Raw genomic sequence first — 18221 nt, 5'->3', positions numbered from 1 at the left:
ATGACCAGCTCCGAAGAACTTTTTGACCGCGCCAAGTCCCTGATGCCCGGCGGGGTGAACTCGCCCGTGCGCGCCTTTGGCTCCGTCGGCGGAACCCCGCGCTTCATGGTCAATGCCAAGGGCGCCTACCTGACCGATTCCGAGGGCAAGGACTACGCGGACCTGGTCTGCTCCTGGGGCCCCGCCCTGCTGGGCCACGCCCACCCGGACGTGCTGGCCGCCGTGCACGCCGCCGTCGACCACGGACTGAGCTTCGGCGCCTCCACCCCGGCCGAGGGCGACCTCGCCGCCCTGGTCCAGGCCCGTATCCCCGCCGTCGAGCGTCTGCGCATGGTCTCCACCGGCACCGAGGCGACCATGACGGCGGTGCGCCTGGCCCGCGGCTTCACCGGCCGCAACCTGATCATCAAGTTCGCCGGCTGCTACCACGGCCACCTGGACGGCCTGCTGGCCTCCGCAGGCTCCGGCCTGGCCACGCTGGCGCTGCCCGGCTCCGCCGGCGTCACCGCCGCCACCGCCGCCGAGACGCTCGTGCTGCCGTACAACGACCTCTCCGCCGTTGAGGCCGCCTTCTCCCAGCACGGGGACAACATCGCTGCGGTCATCACAGAGGCCGCCCCCGCCAACATGGGCGTTGTCACCCCGGGGGAGGGCTTCAACGCCGGCCTGTCCCGGATCACCACCGAGCACGGCGCGCTGCTGATCTTCGACGAGGTGCTCACCGGCTTCCGCGTGGGCCCGGCCGGCTACTGGGGCCTCACAGGCGCCCACGAGGGCTGGACCCCGGACCTGTTCACCTTTGGCAAGGTCATCGGCGGCGGACTGCCGACGGCGGCCCTGGGCGGCCGCCGCGACGTGATGGACTACCTGGCTCCGCTGGGCCCGGTCTACCAGGCCGGCACGCTGTCCGGAAACCCGGTGGCCATGGCCGCCGGTGTGGCCACGCTGACTGCCGCCACGGCCGAGGTCTACGCCACGGTGGATGCCCGCTCGCTGCAGCTCTCCGCCGCCCTGGCCGAGGCCCTGGACGCGGCAGGGGTGGACCACTCCATCCAGCGTGCGGGGAACCTGTTCTCCGTAGCGTTCGGCACCTCCGCCAAGGGCGTGCACAACTACGCGGATGCCCTGGCCCAGGAGTCCTTCCGCTACGCGCCGTTCTTCCACTCCATGCTGGACTCCGGCGTGTACCTGCCGCCGAGCGTCTTCGAGGCCTGGTTCCTCTCCGCCGCCCACGACGACGCCGCAATGGACCGCATCATCGGTGCCCTGCCCGCCGCCGCCAAGGCCGCCGCGGAGGCGACTGCGTAGCGTTGATGCACTGATGGAAACGGCGTCCCCGGTGGTTCATTCCACCGGGGACGCCGTTCCCCTTTCATGACGCGTCCACGGTTGCGTCATGAAAGGGAATCGGCGTCCTGGCTGCCGCAGCCAAACGTTAAACGCAAAGGACGACGGCGCAACGTGGGTTGCGCCGTCGTCCTTTGGGATGGGTCTACGGCTGCGGCAGGGCAGCATTTTCCGTAGGCGACGTCAAGGGGCACGTGGCCGCTTGCGGCCTGGTGCCACAGTCGCCGGGAAATTGCCGAACCTGCCGCCCGCCTGCCGCCCGATGCGGCTAGAGAACGTCCGAGAGGAAGTTCTGCAGACGTTCGGTCTTGGGAGCACCGAAGATCTGGTCCGGGTGTCCGCTTTCGACCACGACACCGCCGTCCATGAAGGTGACCGTGTCGGAGACGTTGCGGCTGAAGCCCATCTCGTGGGTCACCACCACCATGGTCATGCCGCCCTTGGCCAGATCGGTCATGAGGGCCAGGATGCCCTTGACCAGTTCAGGATCCAGTGCGGACGTGGCCTCGTCGAAGAACATGACCTCGGGCTTCATGGCCAGCGCGCGGGCGATGGCCACACGCTGCATCTGGCCACCGGAGAGGTTGGCCGGACGGGCGTCCGCCTTGTGCTTGAGCCCCACCAGATCCAGCTGCGCCAGGGCCTCGGCATTTGCCTGGTCCTTGGGCATCTTGCGGATCTTGCGCAGTGCCAGTGAAACGTTGTCCAGCACTGTCTTGTGCGGGAACAGGTTGAATTGCTGGAACACCATGCCGATGCGGCGGCGCAGCTCATCCGGATTGTCGTTCAGGACCGAGCGGCCGTCGAGCAGAATGTCGCCCTGCTCGGGCTCGATCAGCCGGTTCATCACGCGCAGCAGCGTCGACTTGCCGGAGCCCGAGGGGCCGATCACGGAGGCCGTGGTGCCCTGGGGGACGTGCAGGTCGATGCCGCGGAGGACGTGGTTGGACCCGAAGGAGAGGTGGATGTTCTTAGCGGTCAGGGTACCCGACGAAAATTCGCTCATGCCTTGGCGCCCTTTCCGATAATTGCTGCCGCCTCGTCCGGCTCAACCTTTTGCGTCTTGCCTTCACGCATGCGCTTGTCCATGTAGTTCACGACGTGCGTCAGCGGCACCGTCATCAGCAGGTACAGGACGCCGGCGGCGACCAGGGGCGAAAGGTTGCCGGAGTTGGCAGCCGCGTCGTTGCCGATGCGGAAGATCTCGCGCTGGCTGGTCAGCAGGCCGAGCATGTAGATCAGGGACGAGTCCTTGATCAAGTGGATCAGCTGGTTGACCAGTGCGGGCAGCACACGGCGGATGCCCTGGGGGATGACCACCAGGACCATGGCGGAGCTGTAGCTGAAGCCCAGAGCACGTGATGCTTCGAGCTGTCCCTTTTCCACACTCTGAATTCCGGACCGGAAGATTTCACCAATGTACGCCGTGGCCATCAAGGTCAAGGCCAGAATGCCCAGCGGGTACGGGTTGGTGCTGCCGGTCATGATGCGGAACACCGGGCCCATGCCAATGCCAATGACCAGGATGACCAGGATGGCCGGCAGGCCGCGGAGGACGTCCGTGTACACACGGGCGATCCAGCGGGCAACCCGGTTCCGGGAAATTCCCATCACGGCAAGGAGAAGGCCGAAAATGCAGCCCAGGATGCCCGATGAGACGGCAAGGATCAGCGTATTGGGCAGGCCGACCGTGAGGAGGTGGGGAACAACCTCTCCCATGGCCTTCCAGTCGAAGAATGTTTTAAGGAACTGCTCGAATGCATCCATGCGTCGGCCTTACGGTACCTTGACGGCCTTCGAGCCCGGCGACCACGTTGCGGGGGTCTCGCGGGTCGGGTACCACTCCTTGGTCAGCTTGGACCAGGTGCCATCGGCAATGACTGCGTCCAGGCCGGAGTTCAGGGCATCGACGAGTGCCTTGTTGTTCGAGTTCACGGCGTAGGCGGTGAAGTTCTGCGTGTTGACCACGGACTCGGCGATGACGGTGCCGTCGCCTTCCTTGACCTGGCCGGTTGCCTGCTGGGACGGAGCGACCCAGGCGTCGACCTGGCCGTTCTTCACGTTGGAGTATGCCGTGTTGTAGTCCGGGAAGCGGACGGCTTCCAGCTTCAGGGTGTTGGTGACGTAGTCATCCTGGACGGTGCCCTGGACGACGGCGATGCGGGTGTCCTTGGTCAGGTCCTTGAAACCCTTGACGGTTCCATCGGTCTTCGCCACAACGGCCATGTAGCCGAAGTCGTAGCCGTTGGTGAAGCCGACGTTCTCCCGGCGCTTGTCCGTGGTGGAGATCGAGGAGGATCCGACGTCGAACTGCTTGTTCTGGACCTGGGCCAGCAGAGCCGAGAAATCGGTGGACTTGAACTCCACCTTCAGGCCCAGCTTGTCGCCGATGGCGCGCAGCAGCTCGTTGTCGTAGCCCGTGAACTTGCCATCCTTGTCGATGAAGATGTTCGGCGGGGCGTCGGAGAGGGTGCCAACGGTGATGGTGCCCGGGACGATCAGGCCAAGTGCGGCCTTGTCGATCTTGTCCAGCGGGACGACATCTTTGGTGGTGTAGCGGTCCAGCGAGACCTGGTCGCTGCCGGCCAGGGCGTCGGTGGTGGTCGTGGAGCTGCTGTCAGCGCCGGTGCTGCCGCATGCGGCCAGGGAGAAGGCGAGGGCAACGGCCACGGGGGCCGCTGCGAGCCACTTCAGGGCTTTGTTTTTCATCAAACAATCACTTTCATAAAGGTCCCCGGTCCATGGTTTCCATGTGTGGGGTTCACGAGGCAGGGAGGCCTGAGCCAAGACGCGCGGCATTACCAGAACTCGACCTGTCGAACTAAATTATGTCATCCCGCCCGAATGGCCGTTTGGGATGAATCATTAACGTCAAAGACGCTGATTTGATGAAGAATGTGCAGCAAAATTGGCGCCCCGGCCCGGTTGCGCAGGTGAACATCGGTTTGCAGCGGAATGATCGGCGGCACCCCGGAGTGTCTGCGGCAGGCTAAAAGAATGTGACTTGGCTCTCATTCATTTGAATAAGTCGTCCGCCGGGCCCATTTTGGGGCCCGGCGCAGCGGTTGAACCCTAGGGCAGAACGGGCCAGTCGCCCTCGATCACGGCCTCCGGCTTGGTCCGGCGCAGGTAGCTTTGGAAGTCCGCGGCCTGGGCCTTGGCCCAGCCGATCTGCTGGTGGTGCAGGGTGGCGGCATCCACGGCAAGGACCGGGTACTTCGAGGCCAGCGCCTCGGCCAGGCGGATGGTGGCCAGGGCATCGGCCGCGGAGGTGTGGGCATCCTCCAGGGCGACGCCGTACTCCTGGCACAGGGCGCCGAGCGTGCGGCTGCCGCGGCGGTACTTGTCCACCTGCTTGTTGCAGATGTAGGGATCGATGACCAGCGAGGCATCCACGGCCGGGACGCCGTGGCGGGCGGACTCGGCGGACAGCACGGTGAAGTCGTAGCTGGCGTTGTAGGCAATGACGGGAATGCCCTGGGCAAAGAGATCCGCCAGGACGGCGCCGATCTCGGCCAGCACCCGGGCCACGGGAAGTCCATGCTCGACGGCGTGGGCCGTGCTGACGCCGTGGATGGCCGTCACTTCGGCCGGGATCTCGACGCCGGGGTTGGCAAGCCATTCGTGCTCGTCGGTGGTGCGGCCATCGCCGTCGACCACCACGATGGACGCCGTCACCAGCCGTGCCTGGCGGGGATCCCGCCCGGTGGTTTCGACGTCGAATGCTGCCCGTGCCCCTGTATTCCAATTGCTCATCCCATCACGGTACCGGCAGGGGCGGACATCGTGCGTGCGCTCAGTACTGTTGTACCCATGCGCACGGCCTATATTGATGCGGTTTTGTCCGTGGCGGACCTGATCCCCGCCGGGCATGTTCTGTCCTACGGGGACATTGCTGTGCTCTTGGAATCCGGCGGCCCGCGCCAGGTGGGCTCGGTGATGTCGCACTATGGCAGCGCCGTTGCGTGGTGGCGGGTGATCCGGGCCGGCGGCCAGCCGCCGGCGGGGCACGACGAGCGGGCGCTGGCCAGCTACCGGCTGGAGGGCACGCCGCTGCGTGGCAAGACCACGGGGGCGGATGCCTCCTGGCGCGTGGACATGCGCACGGCGCGGTGGAATCCCGCCGAGGAGGATTTCGCGGCCCTGGACGCGGTGGCCGATGCCATGCGGGCCGCCCTCGCCGCGGAGCCCGGCGAAACCGGTGCGGACGGCGCCGCAATGTCGGTCCCGCATGATGAAGTGGACTCATGAGTTCTGCACCCACGCTGGCCCTGTCCGCGCCGGCCGCCGTCGTTCTGCATGCGCCGGACCTCTCTGCGGACCAGCGCGCCGTCGTCGGACTGGCTCCGGGCAGCGGCCCGGCCCTCATTTGGGGCGCCCCGGGGACGGGCAAGTCCACCGTTCTTGTCGAGGCTGCCGTCAAGAGGATTGAGCACGACGGCGTGGACCCGGCCGGCGTGCTGCTGCTGGGTCCGTCCCGCCTTGCGGCCGCCCGGCTCCGCGACGCGCTCAGTGCCCGGCTGAACCGGTCGCTGAGCATCTCCCCGGCCCGCACCTGGGCCTCCTATGCCTTTGACGTGCTGCGCCGGGCCAAGGTGGAGGGCAGGCTGCCGCACGTTGAGCGGGCGCCGCGGCTGCTCAGCGGTCCGGAGCAGGATCTCATCATCAAGGAATTGCTGGACGGGCACCGGCTCGGGCTCGGCAAGGCGCCGGCCTGGCCCGCGGACCTGCACGATGCCCTGGGCACCCGCGGCTTCCGGCAGGAGGTGCGCCAGCTCTTCGACCGCGTGATCGAATACGGCCTGGACCCGGCGGAGCTGGCCCGGCTGGGCGTCGAGAACGCACGCCCGGACTGGGTGGCCGCGGCCTCGCTCTACGGCGAATACCGGGACGTGGTGGACTGGGGCAAATCCGGCTCCTTCGACCCGGCAGGCATCATCACCGCCGTCACCACCCTCTTCAGCCAGGACCCCGAATACCTGGCCTTGGAACGGGAGCGGCTGCAGCTGATCCTGGTGGATGACATCCAGGAGGCCAACCAGGCCGTCCACGACCTCCTGTCCCTGCTGGGGCGCGGCAAGGACGTGCTCGCCACCGCCAGCCCGGACACCGTGGTCCAGGGCTTCCGCGGCGCGCGCCCGGACCTGGCCGGCACGGTCCGGGACCACCTGGCCGATCCCGCCACCGGCACCACGGTGGGGGAGTTCGTGCTGCGGACCTCGCACCGGATGGATCCCGAACTGGCCGCGAGCTGGGGCGCCGTGGCGGCCAAGATCTCCCAGACCCGCGGCGGCCACAAGGCCCGCCAGCTGGTGTGGGAACCGGCGCCCAGCGCCTCGACCGCGGCAGTCGGAACGGATCCGGGAACGGTCGACGACGGCTCCCGGCCCGGCGGACCGGCCGCTGGCCTGGTGCCGGAGCAGGCAGAGCCGGACATGGCATCCGTGCCCGAAGGTGGCACCACGGCGGACGGTTCCGAGCCGGCGGGGCCGGTGCATCCCCACCCGCCCAAGGAGCCGACCGTCACCGTGCACCTGGTGGCCTCCGAGGTCCACGAGCTGCGCCTGGTGGCCGAGCGGATCCTGGACCTGCAGCATTGGCAGGGCTACGAACTGGGCCAGATCGCCGTCATCGTGCGCACGGGTGGGCATCTGGCCGCCCTGCAGCGCTACCTCAGCGGCCAGGGCATTCCGGTCAAGGTCCCGGTGGCGGAGAACCCCGTCCGCGATGAAGCGGCCGTGCGCCCGCTGCTTGACGCTTTCAAGGTGTCCCTGGACCCTTCACTGCTCGATGCGGAGATGGCGGTGTCCCTGCTGACCTCGCGGCTGGGCCGCTCCACCACCATCCACCTGCGCCGGCTCCGGCAGGCGCTGCGGCGGGCCGAGCTGGGCTCCGGCGGCGGACGCGAAAGCGATTCCCTGCTGGTCGACGCCCTGCTGGACCCCGCCAACCTGGCCCACTTGGGCTGGGAGGCCTCCAACGCCGCCCGCCTCGCGGCCATGCTGGCGGCCGGGCGCACCGCCGTCGCCGAGCCCGGCGCCAATGCCGAAACGGTGCTGTGGGCGCTGTGGAGCACGGCGGACTGCTCCGACACCTGGGCCGCGCAGGCCATCAAGGGCGGCCCCGCCGGCATCCGCGCGGACCGCGATCTGGATGCCATCATGGCGCTGTTCCAGACAGCCGAACGCTATGTGGACCAGCTCCCGGGCTCCAGCCCGCAGCAATTCCTGGAGTACCTGCTCAGCCAGGACCTCCCGATGGATACACTGGCCGCCCGGGCCCAGCGCAGCGACGCCGTGGAGATCCTGACCCCGGCCAGCGCCGCGGGCCGCGAGTGGCCCGTCGTCATCGTTGCCGGGCTGCAGGAGGGCGTGTGGCCCAACACCCGGCTGCGTGGGGAGCTGCTGGGCAGCCAATTGCTGGTGGATGTGGCCGAGCGCGGTGCCGCGGCGGCACGCCAGGTGGATGCCGCCGCCCGGCTGCGGGAGATCCGCTATGACGAGCTGCGCAGCTTCGCGGCGGCGATTTCGCGCGCCACGGAACGGCTCATCTGCACCGCCGCCTCCAGCCATGAGCTGCAGCCCTCGCAGTTCCTGGACCTGGTCTCGCCGTGGATCCCGTCCAACGGGCAGGAGAACCGCCCGGTGGAACAGGTCTCCCGCCCGATGACCCTGCGGTCGCTGGTGCCGGAGCTGCGCCAGGAGTCCGAGGCCAATGCGGACCCCGAGGCCGCACGCGTGCTGGCGGTGCTGGCGGCCGAGGGGATCCCCGGCGCCCATCCGGACTCCTGGTGGGGCGTGGCGCCATTGAGCAGCACGGACCCACTGGCAGCTGAGGGTGAGGCCGTCAACGTCTCGCCGTCCAAGGTGGAGGCGGTGCATAAGTCGCCGCTGAACTGGTTCATCAAGGCCGCGGGCGGCGAGGAGGCCACCGACTTTGCCCGGAGCCTGGGCACATTGATCCACGCCATCGCCCAGGATCTCCCCGAAGCGGCCGGGCATGAGTATCTGGAAGAACTGGCCCGGCGCTGGCCGCAGTTGGGCATGCCCGACACCTGGGAATCCCGGGCTGACTTTGCCCGGGCACAGGAGATGGTGCGCAAGATGGCCCTCTACGTGCTGGACATGCGCGCGCACGGGCGCTCGCTGCTGGCCGTCGAGGCGGATTTCAGCGTGGATCTGCCCGGGGGCAGCCACATTGCCCGGTTGAAGGGGCAGGTGGACCGCCTGGAATTGGACAGCCACGGAAACCTGGTGGTCATCGACCTGAAGACCGGCCGGAACAAGCCAGCCGCCAAGGAATTGGAACAGCACCCGCAGTTGGGCGCCTACCAGGCCGCCGTGAATGCGGGGGCCTTTACGGGGATCGACGGCGCCCCCGCCGGCGCGGTGTCGGGCGGCGCTGCGCTGGCGCCGCTGGGGGATTCGACCAAGGGCATGAAGACCCAGGACCAGGCCCCGCTGCAGGACGACGACGATTGGGCGCTGAAGCTGGTGCACGAGGCCGCGGAGCTCATGGCCGGCGCCGAGTTCGAGGCCCGCCACGATGCGGGGGCCTCGGGCTTTGGCGGCGGCTGCGCCGTGCCGGAAATCTGCCCACTGTGCACCGAAGGAAAGCAGGTCACCGAATGAGACAGGCCACCACCGATGCGCTCGACGGCGGCGCCGTCGCCGTCGGCGATTCCGGGACCGCGCCTGCCGGGGAGCGGCCTGTCCTCTCGCCGTACGACCTCGCCACGCTTTTGAACCAGCTGCCGCCCACCGAGGAACAGGCGGCCATCATCTCCTCGCCGCTGGAACCGCTGCTGGTGATTGCCGGCGCCGGGTCCGGAAAGACCACCACCATGGCAGACCGGGTGGTGTGGCTGGTGGCCAACGGCCTGGTGCTGCCGGAAGAGATCCTCGGCGTGACCTTCACCCGCAAGGCTGCCGGTGAATTGGCGGCGCGCATCAGGCGGCAGCTGGCCAAGCTGGCCGCGCTGGCCAAGACCGGTGCGGTGGAGCTGGCCCCGGCTGCCGCGGCCCAGGACGCCCTCGAGCCGAAGGTGTCCACCTACCACTCCTACGCCAGCGGCATTGTCACCGACTACGGGCTGCGGCTGGGCGTGGAGCGGGACGCCGTCGTGCTGGGCTCGGCCGAGGCCTGGCAGCTGGCCAGCACCGTCGTCCAAGGCTACGAGGGGGACCACGAGCACTTCACGGCCGCGAAATCCTCCCTGGTCAAGGGCGTCATGGCGATGGCGGGGGAGTGCGCCGAGCATCTGCAGGACCCCACAGCCGTGCACGCCATGGTGGATTCCCTGGCCGAGACGCTGGTGGGCATGCCGTATGTGGAGGGCACCACCAAGGCGCCCACCGCTGCCGCGCAGAAGCTGGCCAACGTCTTCCGCACGCGCGGCTCCGTGGCGGCCATGGTGGAGCGCTACGCCACGGCCAAGCGCAACCGCAATGCCCTGGACTTTGGCGACCTGGTGGCGCTCGCCGCCCGCATCGCCGATGAGGTTCCCCAGGCCGCGGCGCTGGAGCGGCAGCGCTACAAGGTGGTGCTGCTGGACGAATTCCAGGACACGTCCCACGCCCAGCTGGCGCTGTTTTCCAAGCTGTTTGGCGACGGCCACCCCGTCACGGCCGTGGGGGATCCGCACCAGTCGATCTACGGCTTCAGGGGCGCCTCCGCCGGGCAGCTGTTCCGCTTCCCGGAGATCTTCCTCAAGGCCGGCGGCGGCTACGCCTCCACGGCGCAGTTGACCATTGCCTGGCGCAATTCGGCGCGGATCCTGCGCACCGCCAATGTCATGTCCGGGCAGCTCAATGCCGCGGCGGCGCTGCGTGCCGCCGAGCGGCGCGAGGCCGGGCCCCGGATCACCGTCTCGCCGCTGGCCCAGCGGCCGCAGGCGCCCGACGGCGAGGTGGTGCTGGCGCGCTACGCCACGGTGGAGGATGAATGCGCCGCCGTGGCCGAGGACGTCCTTGCCCGCAAGAGGTTTGGCGTTGATTTGGTGGGCGGGGACCTGACGACGGTGGCGGTGCTCTGCCGCCGCCGTGCCCAGTTCGAGCCCCTGGCCGTGGCCTTCGAGGCGCGCGGCATCCCCTACGAGATCGTGGGCCTGGGCGGCCTGATGGCCACTCCGGAGATCGTGGACCTCGTGGCCACGCTGCGGGTGCTTGCGGATCCCGGCCGCTCCGATGCCCTGATGCGGCTGCTGACCGGCGCGCGTTGGCGGATCGGCCCCGCGGACCTCATGGCCTTTGCCGAGTGGTCGCGGCACCTGGCCAAGCGGCGGGCCTATGCCGTCCGCGACCGGGTGGTCTTCGACCCGCAGGCCGACGACGCCGATGGTGCCGATGGCGGCACGCCCGTTGAACAGGACATGGTGGACGGCTCCAGCCTGGTGGAGGCCCTGGACTACCTCAGCCCCGACCACTGGCCCGCCTCGCTGTCCCGCACGCTGACGCCGGTGGCCAGGAAGCGGCTCATTGCCCTGCGCGATGAACTGCGCATGCTCCGCGGGTTCGTCGGCGACGATCTCACCAACCTCCTGGGCGAGGTGGAGCGGACCATGCTGCTGGACATCGAGCTGGCCGCCAAACCGCACTTCACGATCCACCAGGCCCGCCGCAACCTCGACGCCTTCCAGGACGCCGCGGCCGGCTTCATGCAGGCCGCCGAGCGGGTTGACCTGCTGGCCTTCCTGGGCTGGCTGGAGACGGCCGAGGCCCAGGAGGGCGGCCTGGCCATGACTGCGCCGGAGCCCAATCCGGATGCCGTGCAATTGCTGACTGTCCACGCCTCCAAGGGGCTGGAGTGGGATGTTGTCTATGTGCCCGGCCTGAACCAGGGAGCGTTTCCGAGCGCGGCGGCGGACCGCTGGTCCACGGGGGCCGGCCAGCTGCCCTGGCCGCTGCGCGGGGACCGGGCCGATCTGCCGGCCTGGGACCTCAGCGGTGATGACCAGAAGAGCTGGGTGGACAGCGAGAAGCTCTTCGCGGAGGACGTCAAGGCCCACGCGGAAGAGGAGGAGCGCCGGCTGGCCTATGTGGCCTACACGCGCGCCAAGGATGCACTGCTGTGCTCCACCACCATTTGGAGTCCGGGCCGGGCCTCTTTCACCGAGGTTTCGCCGTTCCTGGCCTCCTTGCTGCCGCTGGCTTCGGAACCCGATGCTCCGGTCCGGATTGCCCAGTGGCTTGAGGACCCGGCGGAGGATGAGAAGAACCCGCTGAGCCTGGCGAACCAAAGCGCCCGCTGGCCCTACGATCCACTGGAGGGGCCGGAGATTGTGGGGCGCACCGCCGGGGCGCGGCATGCCGGCCGCCGTGCCAATGCGGACCGCTCCGCCGCCGCCGTGTTGGATGAACTGGCCGGGCTGGCGGACACCCCCGCTCCGGGATCGCAGACGTCGGCCGCGGACCACCATGACGCCGGTCTTGCCAAAGCCAATCCGAAGTGGGGCGCCGAGACGGCGTTGCTGCTCGCCCAGACGCGGCTGGACACCAGCACGGTGTCCGTTGAGCTGCCGCCGCACATCTCGGCCTCGATGCTGGTGGCCCTGCGGGACGATCCGGAGGCCGTGACCAAGAACCTGCGCCGGCCCGTGCCCCGCAAGCCCGGCATGGCGGCCCGCAAGGGCACCGCCTTCCACGCCTGGGTGGAGGAATACTTCGGCACCACCGGCCAGCTGGACCTGGATGAGCTGCCCGGGGCCGATGCCTACGTGGACGAGGCCTACGGACTGGAGCAACTGCGCGAGACGTTCAAGGCCTCGGCCTGGGCGGACCGGACCCCGGCGGCGCTGGAGGTTCCGGTGGAGACCCGGGTGGCCGACGTCGTCGTCCGCGGCCGGATCGATGCCGTCTTCCGCGACGACGACGGCGGCTGGGACCTGATCGACTGGAAGACGGGCGCTCCGCCCAGCAAGGCGCAGCTTGACGTCCGCGCCGTCCAGCTGGCCGTGTACCGGCTGGCCTGGGCGCGGTTGAAGGACGTGCCCCTGGACAGCGTCCGCGCCGCGTTCTACTTCGTCGGCCAGGACGCCCTCATCCGCCCCCACGACCTCGCCGGCGAAGCCGAACTCGAAGCCATCGTCACCGGCGCCTACAAGATCTAAGGGCCCGTCCCACCGGGTTTCGCTCCCCACCCGCTCCCAACGCTCGCAAGCTCGCGTCGGGGCCCTCGCGGGCGTGGCCCCAGGCTCAACCAGCAGCCGCGGTGCCTACTTGTGCAGGGGGATGACCGTCAGGGCTGTGGTGTCGAGGTTCTCGGGGCTGCCGGCCGGGGCCTTGGCAACGGGAGGATCCGACGGGGCCGGCTCCTCTGCTGCGGGCTCGGCAGAGTCCACGGCAGGCGTGCTGACCTCCGCCACCGGTGTGCTGCCGGCCGCGGGTGCCGGATTCGCTGGGGCGGCAGGCGCACGCTCCCCGGATGCGGATCCGGCCGCCTCGCCGTCGTCGGTCATCGACACGGGTGTCACGGCGGCGGAATGCGGCGGTGCCACCACGGGCGGCTCGGTGGCGATGGGCTGTCCGCCGTAGGTGGCGATGTCCGCCTCCAAGGCGCGCAGCATGGTTTCGGCCTCGGCCACCATGCCGGCGTTGTCGGCGGCCACGCCCTTGACCAGCCACTGGGCCAGGGCAAACTCGGCGCTCAGCGCGGCGCGGCGGAGCAGGTGCCGGTCCGGGGCGTCCTTGCGGGCGGCCGAGTAGGCCTCCTGCACGGCGTCCACAAAGGCATGGTCGTTCACGGCGACCAGCCAGGCGAAATCATCGGCAGGATCGCCCACGCGCAGATCGGTCCAGCCGATCACGGCCATGACCCGGCTGCCTTCGAGCAGGATGTTGTCCTCGTGCAGATCGCCGTGGACCACCGACGGGCTGAAGCGCCACAGGGCCACATCCTCCAGGGCGTGCTCCCAGCGGCGCAGCAGCGCGGCCGGGATCTTGCCGGTGGTGGCGGCCTGGTCCAGTTCATTGAGCTTGCGCTGGCGGAATTCGTTGGCCGTGTAGCTCGGCAGATCGGCATTGCTGACCAGGGCGGGCGGAAGGTCGTGGATGGCGGCCATCGCGCTGCCCAGTTCACGGGCGACGGCGGCGCCGCCGGCAGCCAGCGTCTCCACCGAGCGGGAGTGCCCGGCGAGATGGGAATAGACGAAGGTGGAGAGGGCGCCCTGGCGCACGGTCCCGGCCACGGTGGGCATCAGGAAGGGCAGTTCGGCGCGCACGGCGGGGGAGAAGGCGCGCAGCACGGCGAGCTCGGTTTCCAGACGCGTGCTGGCTTCGGCATGTTTGGGGGAGCGGACGCGCCAGCGCCGGCCCTCGGAATCATGCAACAGGGCCGATTCGAAGTCGGCGGCGTCGTCGGGCTCGGCGGCGCACGCCGTCAGGTTCAGTCCGGGAACAGCGGCACTGGCCACGGCGGCCAATTCGATAGGCGTCATTCTTCTCACCTTTCAACCGTAGGGCCGATGCCTAGGAACGCCGAGAGGCGGGGCGGCGAGTCGAAAGATGGGTTGCCAACAACACAACTGTGACGCACCCGATTGGAGGCCGCCGAGTGTGAATTGTCGGCGCAACTGCGTACGGTAGAAGCATGATTGACGCCCCCTTGCTGCCCTGGCCCGACGCCGTCCTGGAGCGGGCCACGGAGCGCCGGGCCGCCGCCGGATTCATGCCCGATCTTCTGGCCGGTGCACGCTACCTCGCCATGCTGCTCAGCGGCGGCAAAACACTGGTGAAGGATGGCCGGATCCTGTTCCTGGACCCCGCCGTGCTCCCTGCCGGCGACGAGGCCGGGCGCGGCACCGTCTTCCTGGGCTCCACCACCGATGCCGTGGCACCGATGGGCCCGGATATTGACCTGGTCCTGGTCCACGGCGTGGACGAGGCCGATGCCGCCGCCCTGGCCGAGTCCGAAGGGGCCGTACTGCTGGGCTACCGCGAGGCCGTGGCCACGCTGGATGCCGCCCATGCCGCCATCTTCATCGAGGCCAGCGCCATCGCGAACTGGCACCGGGGCCACACCCACTGCCCGCGCTGCGGCGCCGAAACGGTGCCCGAATCCGGCGGCTGGGTGCGCCGCTGCAGCAACGACGGCACCGAACACTTCCCCCGGACCGATCCGGCCATCATCGTGGCAGTGGTCGGCGCGGACGACCGCATTCTGCTGGGCGGCGGCACCAATTGGGAATCCAACCGCTACTCCACGCTGGCCGGTTTTGTTGAGCCCGGCGAATCGCTGGAGCAGGCAGTGGTCCGCGAAATCGCCGAGGAGGTGGGCGTGCGTCTGCATTCCCCCCGCTACCTGGGCTCGCAGTCCTGGCCGTTCCCGGCGTCGTTGATGCTGGGCTTCATCGCCTACACGGACGACGACGTCGCCACGCCCGACGGCGTCGAGGTCACCCGGGCGCGCTGGTTCAGCCGCGCCGAGCTGGCGGAGGCGGTGAGCAGCGGCGAGGTGGTCATCTCCGCCCGGCTGTCCATTGCCCGGTCCCTGATTGAACATTGGTACGGCGGCCGCATCGAGGATGCCCCCGCCTCAAACACCGCCAAGGAGGCCGTCGGTGGTTGAGCCGTCAAGGATCGGGGCGGCACCACTGAACCCGCCGCCCATGGACGAGCGCACCCTGGAGGAGCGCATCCTGGCCGGGCTGGACGAGGAACAGCGCGCCGTGGCGACCACCCTCAACGGGCCGCTCTGCGTGCTGGCCGGTGCCGGCACCGGCAAGACCCGTGCCATCACCCACCGCATTGCCTATGGCGTGCACAGCGGTGTGTACAACCCTTCGCGGCTGCTGGCCGTAACGTTCACCGCCCGGGCGGCGGCCGAGATGCGCACCCGCCTGCGCGACCTCGGCGTCGGCAGTGTCCAGGCCCGGACCTTCCACGCGGCGGCGCTGCGCCAGCTGCAGTACTTTTGGCCGCACGCCGTCGGCGGGCAGCTGCCGGGCCTGCTGGACCACAAGGCCGCGACCATCGCCGAGGCCGCCCGCCGGCTGCGGCTGCCCAGCGACCGCGCCTCCATCCGCGACCTCGCGGCGGAGATTGAGTGGGCCAAGGTGTCCATGCTGACGCCGGAGACGTATCTGGTGAAGGCCACGGACCGTGGCGAGCCGGGCGGCCTGGACCGCACCGCCGTCGCCCGTCTGTTCCAGTCCTATGAGGACGTCAAGACGGATCGGAACCTCATCGACTTTGAGGATGTCCTGCTGATCAACGTTGGCATTCTGCAGGAGGATCCGCGCGTGGCGGCCACCGTCCGGGACCAGTACCGCCACTTTGTGGTGGACGAGTACCAGGATGTCTCCCCGCTGCAGCAGCGGATGCTCGATTTGTGGCTGGGCGGCCGCGACGATCTGTGCGTGGTGGGCGATGCCAGCCAGACCATCTACTCCTTCACCGGCGCCACGCCGCGCCACCTGCTCGACTTCCCGGCCCGCTACCCGCAGGCCCAGGTGGTCAAGCTGATCCGCGACTACCGCTCCACGCCCCAGGTGGTGGGTCTGGCCAATTCGCTGCTGGCCGCCCGGCGCTCCGGCGATCTGGAGGCGGACGCCCTCTGGTCGCCGCCGCTGAACCTGGTGGCCCAGCGGCCCACCGGCCCTGCCCCCGAATTCCTGGAATGCAGCGACGACGAGGCCGAGGCCGCCGCTGTGGCCGCACGGATCAAGGCGCTGATCAACGCCGGCACGCTGGCCAGCGAGATTGCCGTGCTGTTCCGCACCAATGGCCAGTCGGAGGCCTATGAGCAGGCCCTGGCCTCCGCGGGCATCGGCTACCAGCTGCGCGGCGGTGAGCGATTCTTCGCCCGCAAGGAGGTCCGCGATGCGATCCTGCAGCTGCGCGCCGCCTCCCGTGCCGCCGAGGACGAGCCCGTGGGCCAGATGGTCCGCGACGTGCTGGGCAACCTGGGCTACCAGGACGAGGCGCCCAAGACCGGTGGCGCCGTGCGTGAACGCTGGGAGTCGCTGGCCGCGCTGGTGGCGTTGGCGGATGAACTCGTGGCCACCCGCGGCGGCGGTGAGGCCGGGTTCACGTTGGTGGACTTTGTTTCGGAGCTGCAGGAGCGGGCCACCGCCCAGCATGCGCCCACGGTCCAGGGCGTCACGCTGGCGTCGCTGCACTCCGCCAAGGGCTTGGAATGGGATGCGGTGTTCCTGGTCGGCATGAGCGAGGGGCTGATGCCGATCTCGTTCGCCGACACGCCCGCCTCAGTGGACGAGGAAAGGCGCCTGCTCTACGTGGGCATCACCCGTGCGCGCGAATTCCTGAACCTGTCCTGGTCCACGGCCCGCACCCCGGGCGGACGCGCCAACCGCAAGCCCTCGCGCTTCCTGGATGGGCTGCGCCCCAATTCCACCGCCAGCGTCCACGGGCCCGGCGATTCGGTGCGCAAGCAGCGCAAGACCACAGCGCCGACCACCTGCCGGGTGTGTGGGAAGATGCTCAGCTCCGGTGCGGAACGCAAGATGGGCCGCTGCGCCGACTGCCCGGCCGGCTACGACGAGGCACTCTTCGAGGCGCTGCGCCAGTGGCGGCTCGAGGCGGCCAAGGCGGCGGAGGTTCCGGCCTATGTGGTCTTCACCGATGCCACGCTGGTGGCCATCGCCGAGGCCGGGCCGGAGTCGCTGGACGATCTGGCCAAGCTGCCCGGTGTGGGACCGGCCAAGCTGGAGCGCTACGGCGAGGCGGTATTGGAGATCATGGCCAGCGCCTGACGCTGGAACTGGCATCCGCAGCCCGGGTGCGCGGTGTATTCCGTGCGGGACCAGGCGGCATCCGAGGCCCGCAGGGTGAGCACCGCCGAGAGGGCGGCCGGTGCATGGACCCCGTCCAGAAACACCAGCGCCGCCCGTGCCGCGGCGCCGGCCAGCGACAGGGCAGAAGGAGCGTCTTCGCCCGGTTCCTCGCCGCCGGCCAGGGAGGCGCAGACGCCCAGCCACTGCGGGTCGGCATCGGCCCGGTGCCGTTCCACGCATTCGGCGCAGGCCCCCACACCGGGCAGCACCAGCGGCCCCACCGTGCCGTCCTGCTCTCTGTGCAGCACCAGCAGATGCGGCTGGTCCCGGCGCATGAGCGCGGCCGATGTTGCCGCGTCCACCGTGTCGTGGCCGCAGTGCACCACCAGATCCAGCAGGTGGAAGTCCTCGCTGGCCGCGGAGCCGGCATGCACGATGTGCGGCTGGCAGGCGGGGTCCAGACTGAGCAGGGCCCGCCGCACGGCCGCACTGCGGGGCATGCCGATGTCCGCCATCCGGTAGCCGCCCGGCCCCACATCGGCCAGCCGCACCACGGCGTCGTCCTGCAGCAGCATGGTCCCCACCCCCGCCGCCACCAGTGCCTGGGCCAGTGCCGCGCCCGTCCGCCCGAGCCCGTTGATGCGCACGACGGCGTGTTCCCGGCGGCCCAGCAGGGTGTCCGCCGGGCGGTGGTGCAGGGCCGCGAGCCGCCGTTCCTCGGGGCGGAGCCGCTCGGACCGGATCCCGGTGGATCCTTCGCCGGCCTCCGTGGGAAAGAGGACGGGCTCCAGCGCCGCCAGCAGCTCCACGGCGCGGGCCTCGCCAATGCCCGCCCGCGCCGCCTCCTGGCGGGGGTCCGGTGCACCCCTGCCGGTGGCGAGCATGGCGATGAAGGCCTCCTCTCGCTCGTCCAGGCCCTCCACCACCAGGCCGCCCGGTCCCACGCCGATCTGGAGTGAACCCGCGCCGCGGTGGGCGATGCGCAGTCCGGGGTTGATGTGGGCCATGGCCGCCGCCTTCCGCCATGCGGTCGGGACGGGTTCGCGGCCGCGGGTTCTTCGATGGTGGCACGGCGGGAAATGGGTTGTGGCGTTATCCACAGAATGAATTTCCATGACGGGGGTACGGTGGGCGGGGCGGTAAC

General features: G+C 69.6%; 12 protein-coding genes. 6 read left to right on the top strand and 6 right to left on the bottom strand.

Features of this window, described 5'->3' with window-relative positions; genetic code table 11:
- Entirely contained in the window at positions 1-1308 is a 1308-nt protein-coding gene (gene hemL, locus K254_RS0111970) for a glutamate-1-semialdehyde 2,1-aminomutase (protein ID WP_026555562.1), read from the top strand.
- Between the two features lie 307 nt (positions 1309-1615).
- On the opposite strand, the gene K254_RS0111965 is transcribed toward hemL, so the two are convergent.
- The 4 genes from K254_RS0111965 to K254_RS0111950 form a co-directional block, all read right to left on the bottom strand.
- On the bottom strand, positions 1616-2353 hold the full coding sequence (locus tag K254_RS0111965) for an amino acid ABC transporter ATP-binding protein (protein ID WP_026555561.1): 738 nt from the start codon (positions 2351-2353) through the stop codon (positions 1616-1618).
- The gene (locus K254_RS0111960) at positions 2350-3114 is read right to left on the bottom strand and encodes an amino acid ABC transporter permease (RefSeq protein ID WP_026555560.1); all 765 of its coding nucleotides are present in this window, start codon (positions 3112-3114) and stop codon (positions 2350-2352) included. The genes K254_RS0111965 and K254_RS0111960 overlap by 4 nt, the downstream gene beginning before the upstream one ends.
- A 9-nt stretch (positions 3115-3123) precedes the next feature.
- The gene (locus K254_RS0111955) at positions 3124-4056 is read right to left on the bottom strand and encodes an ABC transporter substrate-binding protein (protein WP_026555559.1); all 933 of its coding nucleotides are present in this window, start codon (positions 4054-4056) and stop codon (positions 3124-3126) included.
- A 363-nt stretch (positions 4057-4419) separates the two neighbouring features.
- Positions 4420-5103, bottom strand: coding sequence for a 3'-5' exonuclease (locus K254_RS0111950; protein WP_026555558.1), 684 nt, complete (start codon positions 5101-5103; stop codon positions 4420-4422).
- A gap of 57 nt (positions 5104-5160) precedes the next feature.
- Here K254_RS0111950 and K254_RS0111945 point away from each other — a divergent pair, with 57 nt between their 5' ends.
- The 3 genes from K254_RS0111945 to K254_RS0111935 are packed head-to-tail and all read left to right on the top strand — an operon-like array spanning position 5161 to position 12454.
- The gene (locus K254_RS0111945; RefSeq protein WP_026555557.1) at positions 5161-5598 is read left to right on the top strand and encodes an MGMT family protein; all 438 of its coding nucleotides are present in this window, start codon (positions 5161-5163) and stop codon (positions 5596-5598) included.
- A complete protein-coding gene (locus K254_RS0111940; protein ID WP_026555556.1) occupies positions 5595-8978 on the top strand; it encodes an ATP-dependent helicase in 3384 nt (1127 codons plus the stop codon). Before K254_RS0111945 ends, K254_RS0111940 begins: the two co-directional genes overlap by 4 nt.
- A complete protein-coding gene (locus K254_RS0111935; protein ID WP_026555555.1) occupies positions 8975-12454 on the top strand; it encodes an ATP-dependent helicase in 3480 nt (1159 codons plus the stop codon). The genes K254_RS0111940 and K254_RS0111935 overlap by 4 nt, the downstream gene beginning before the upstream one ends.
- Before the next feature lie 105 nt (positions 12455-12559).
- Here K254_RS0111935 and K254_RS0111930 read toward each other — a convergent pair whose 3' ends face one another.
- Positions 12560-13780: a macrolide 2'-phosphotransferase gene (locus K254_RS0111930; protein WP_035749282.1), complete on the bottom strand. Its 1221-nt coding sequence runs from the start codon at positions 13778-13780 to the stop codon at positions 12560-12562.
- A gap of 152 nt (positions 13781-13932) precedes the next feature.
- Here K254_RS0111930 and nudC point away from each other — a divergent pair, with 152 nt between their 5' ends.
- Together nudC and K254_RS0111920 are read left to right on the top strand one after the other, a co-directional pair.
- Positions 13933-14910, top strand: a complete 978-nt coding sequence (nudC, locus tag K254_RS0111925; protein WP_026555553.1) for an NAD(+) diphosphatase — start codon at positions 13933-13935, stop codon at positions 14908-14910.
- A 40-nt stretch (positions 14911-14950) separates the two neighbouring features.
- On the top strand, positions 14951-17056 hold the full coding sequence (locus K254_RS0111920; RefSeq protein WP_035749279.1) for an ATP-dependent DNA helicase UvrD2: 2106 nt from the start codon (positions 14951-14953) through the stop codon (positions 17054-17056).
- On the opposite strand, the gene K254_RS24845 is transcribed toward K254_RS0111920, so the two are convergent.
- The gene (locus K254_RS24845) at positions 17017-18084 is read right to left on the bottom strand and encodes a ThiF family adenylyltransferase (protein ID WP_051389095.1); all 1068 of its coding nucleotides are present in this window, start codon (positions 18082-18084) and stop codon (positions 17017-17019) included. The two genes, K254_RS0111920 and K254_RS24845, sit on opposite strands and share 40 nt — an antisense overlap.
- Positions 18085-18221: the final 137 nt, after the last annotated feature.

This window comes from Arthrobacter sp. 35W (assembly GCF_000482545.1).
In the GTDB taxonomy this organism is placed as follows: Bacteria; Actinomycetota; Actinomycetes; order Actinomycetales; family Micrococcaceae; genus Specibacter.
This window is presented reverse-complemented; position numbering and strand designations above follow the sequence as displayed.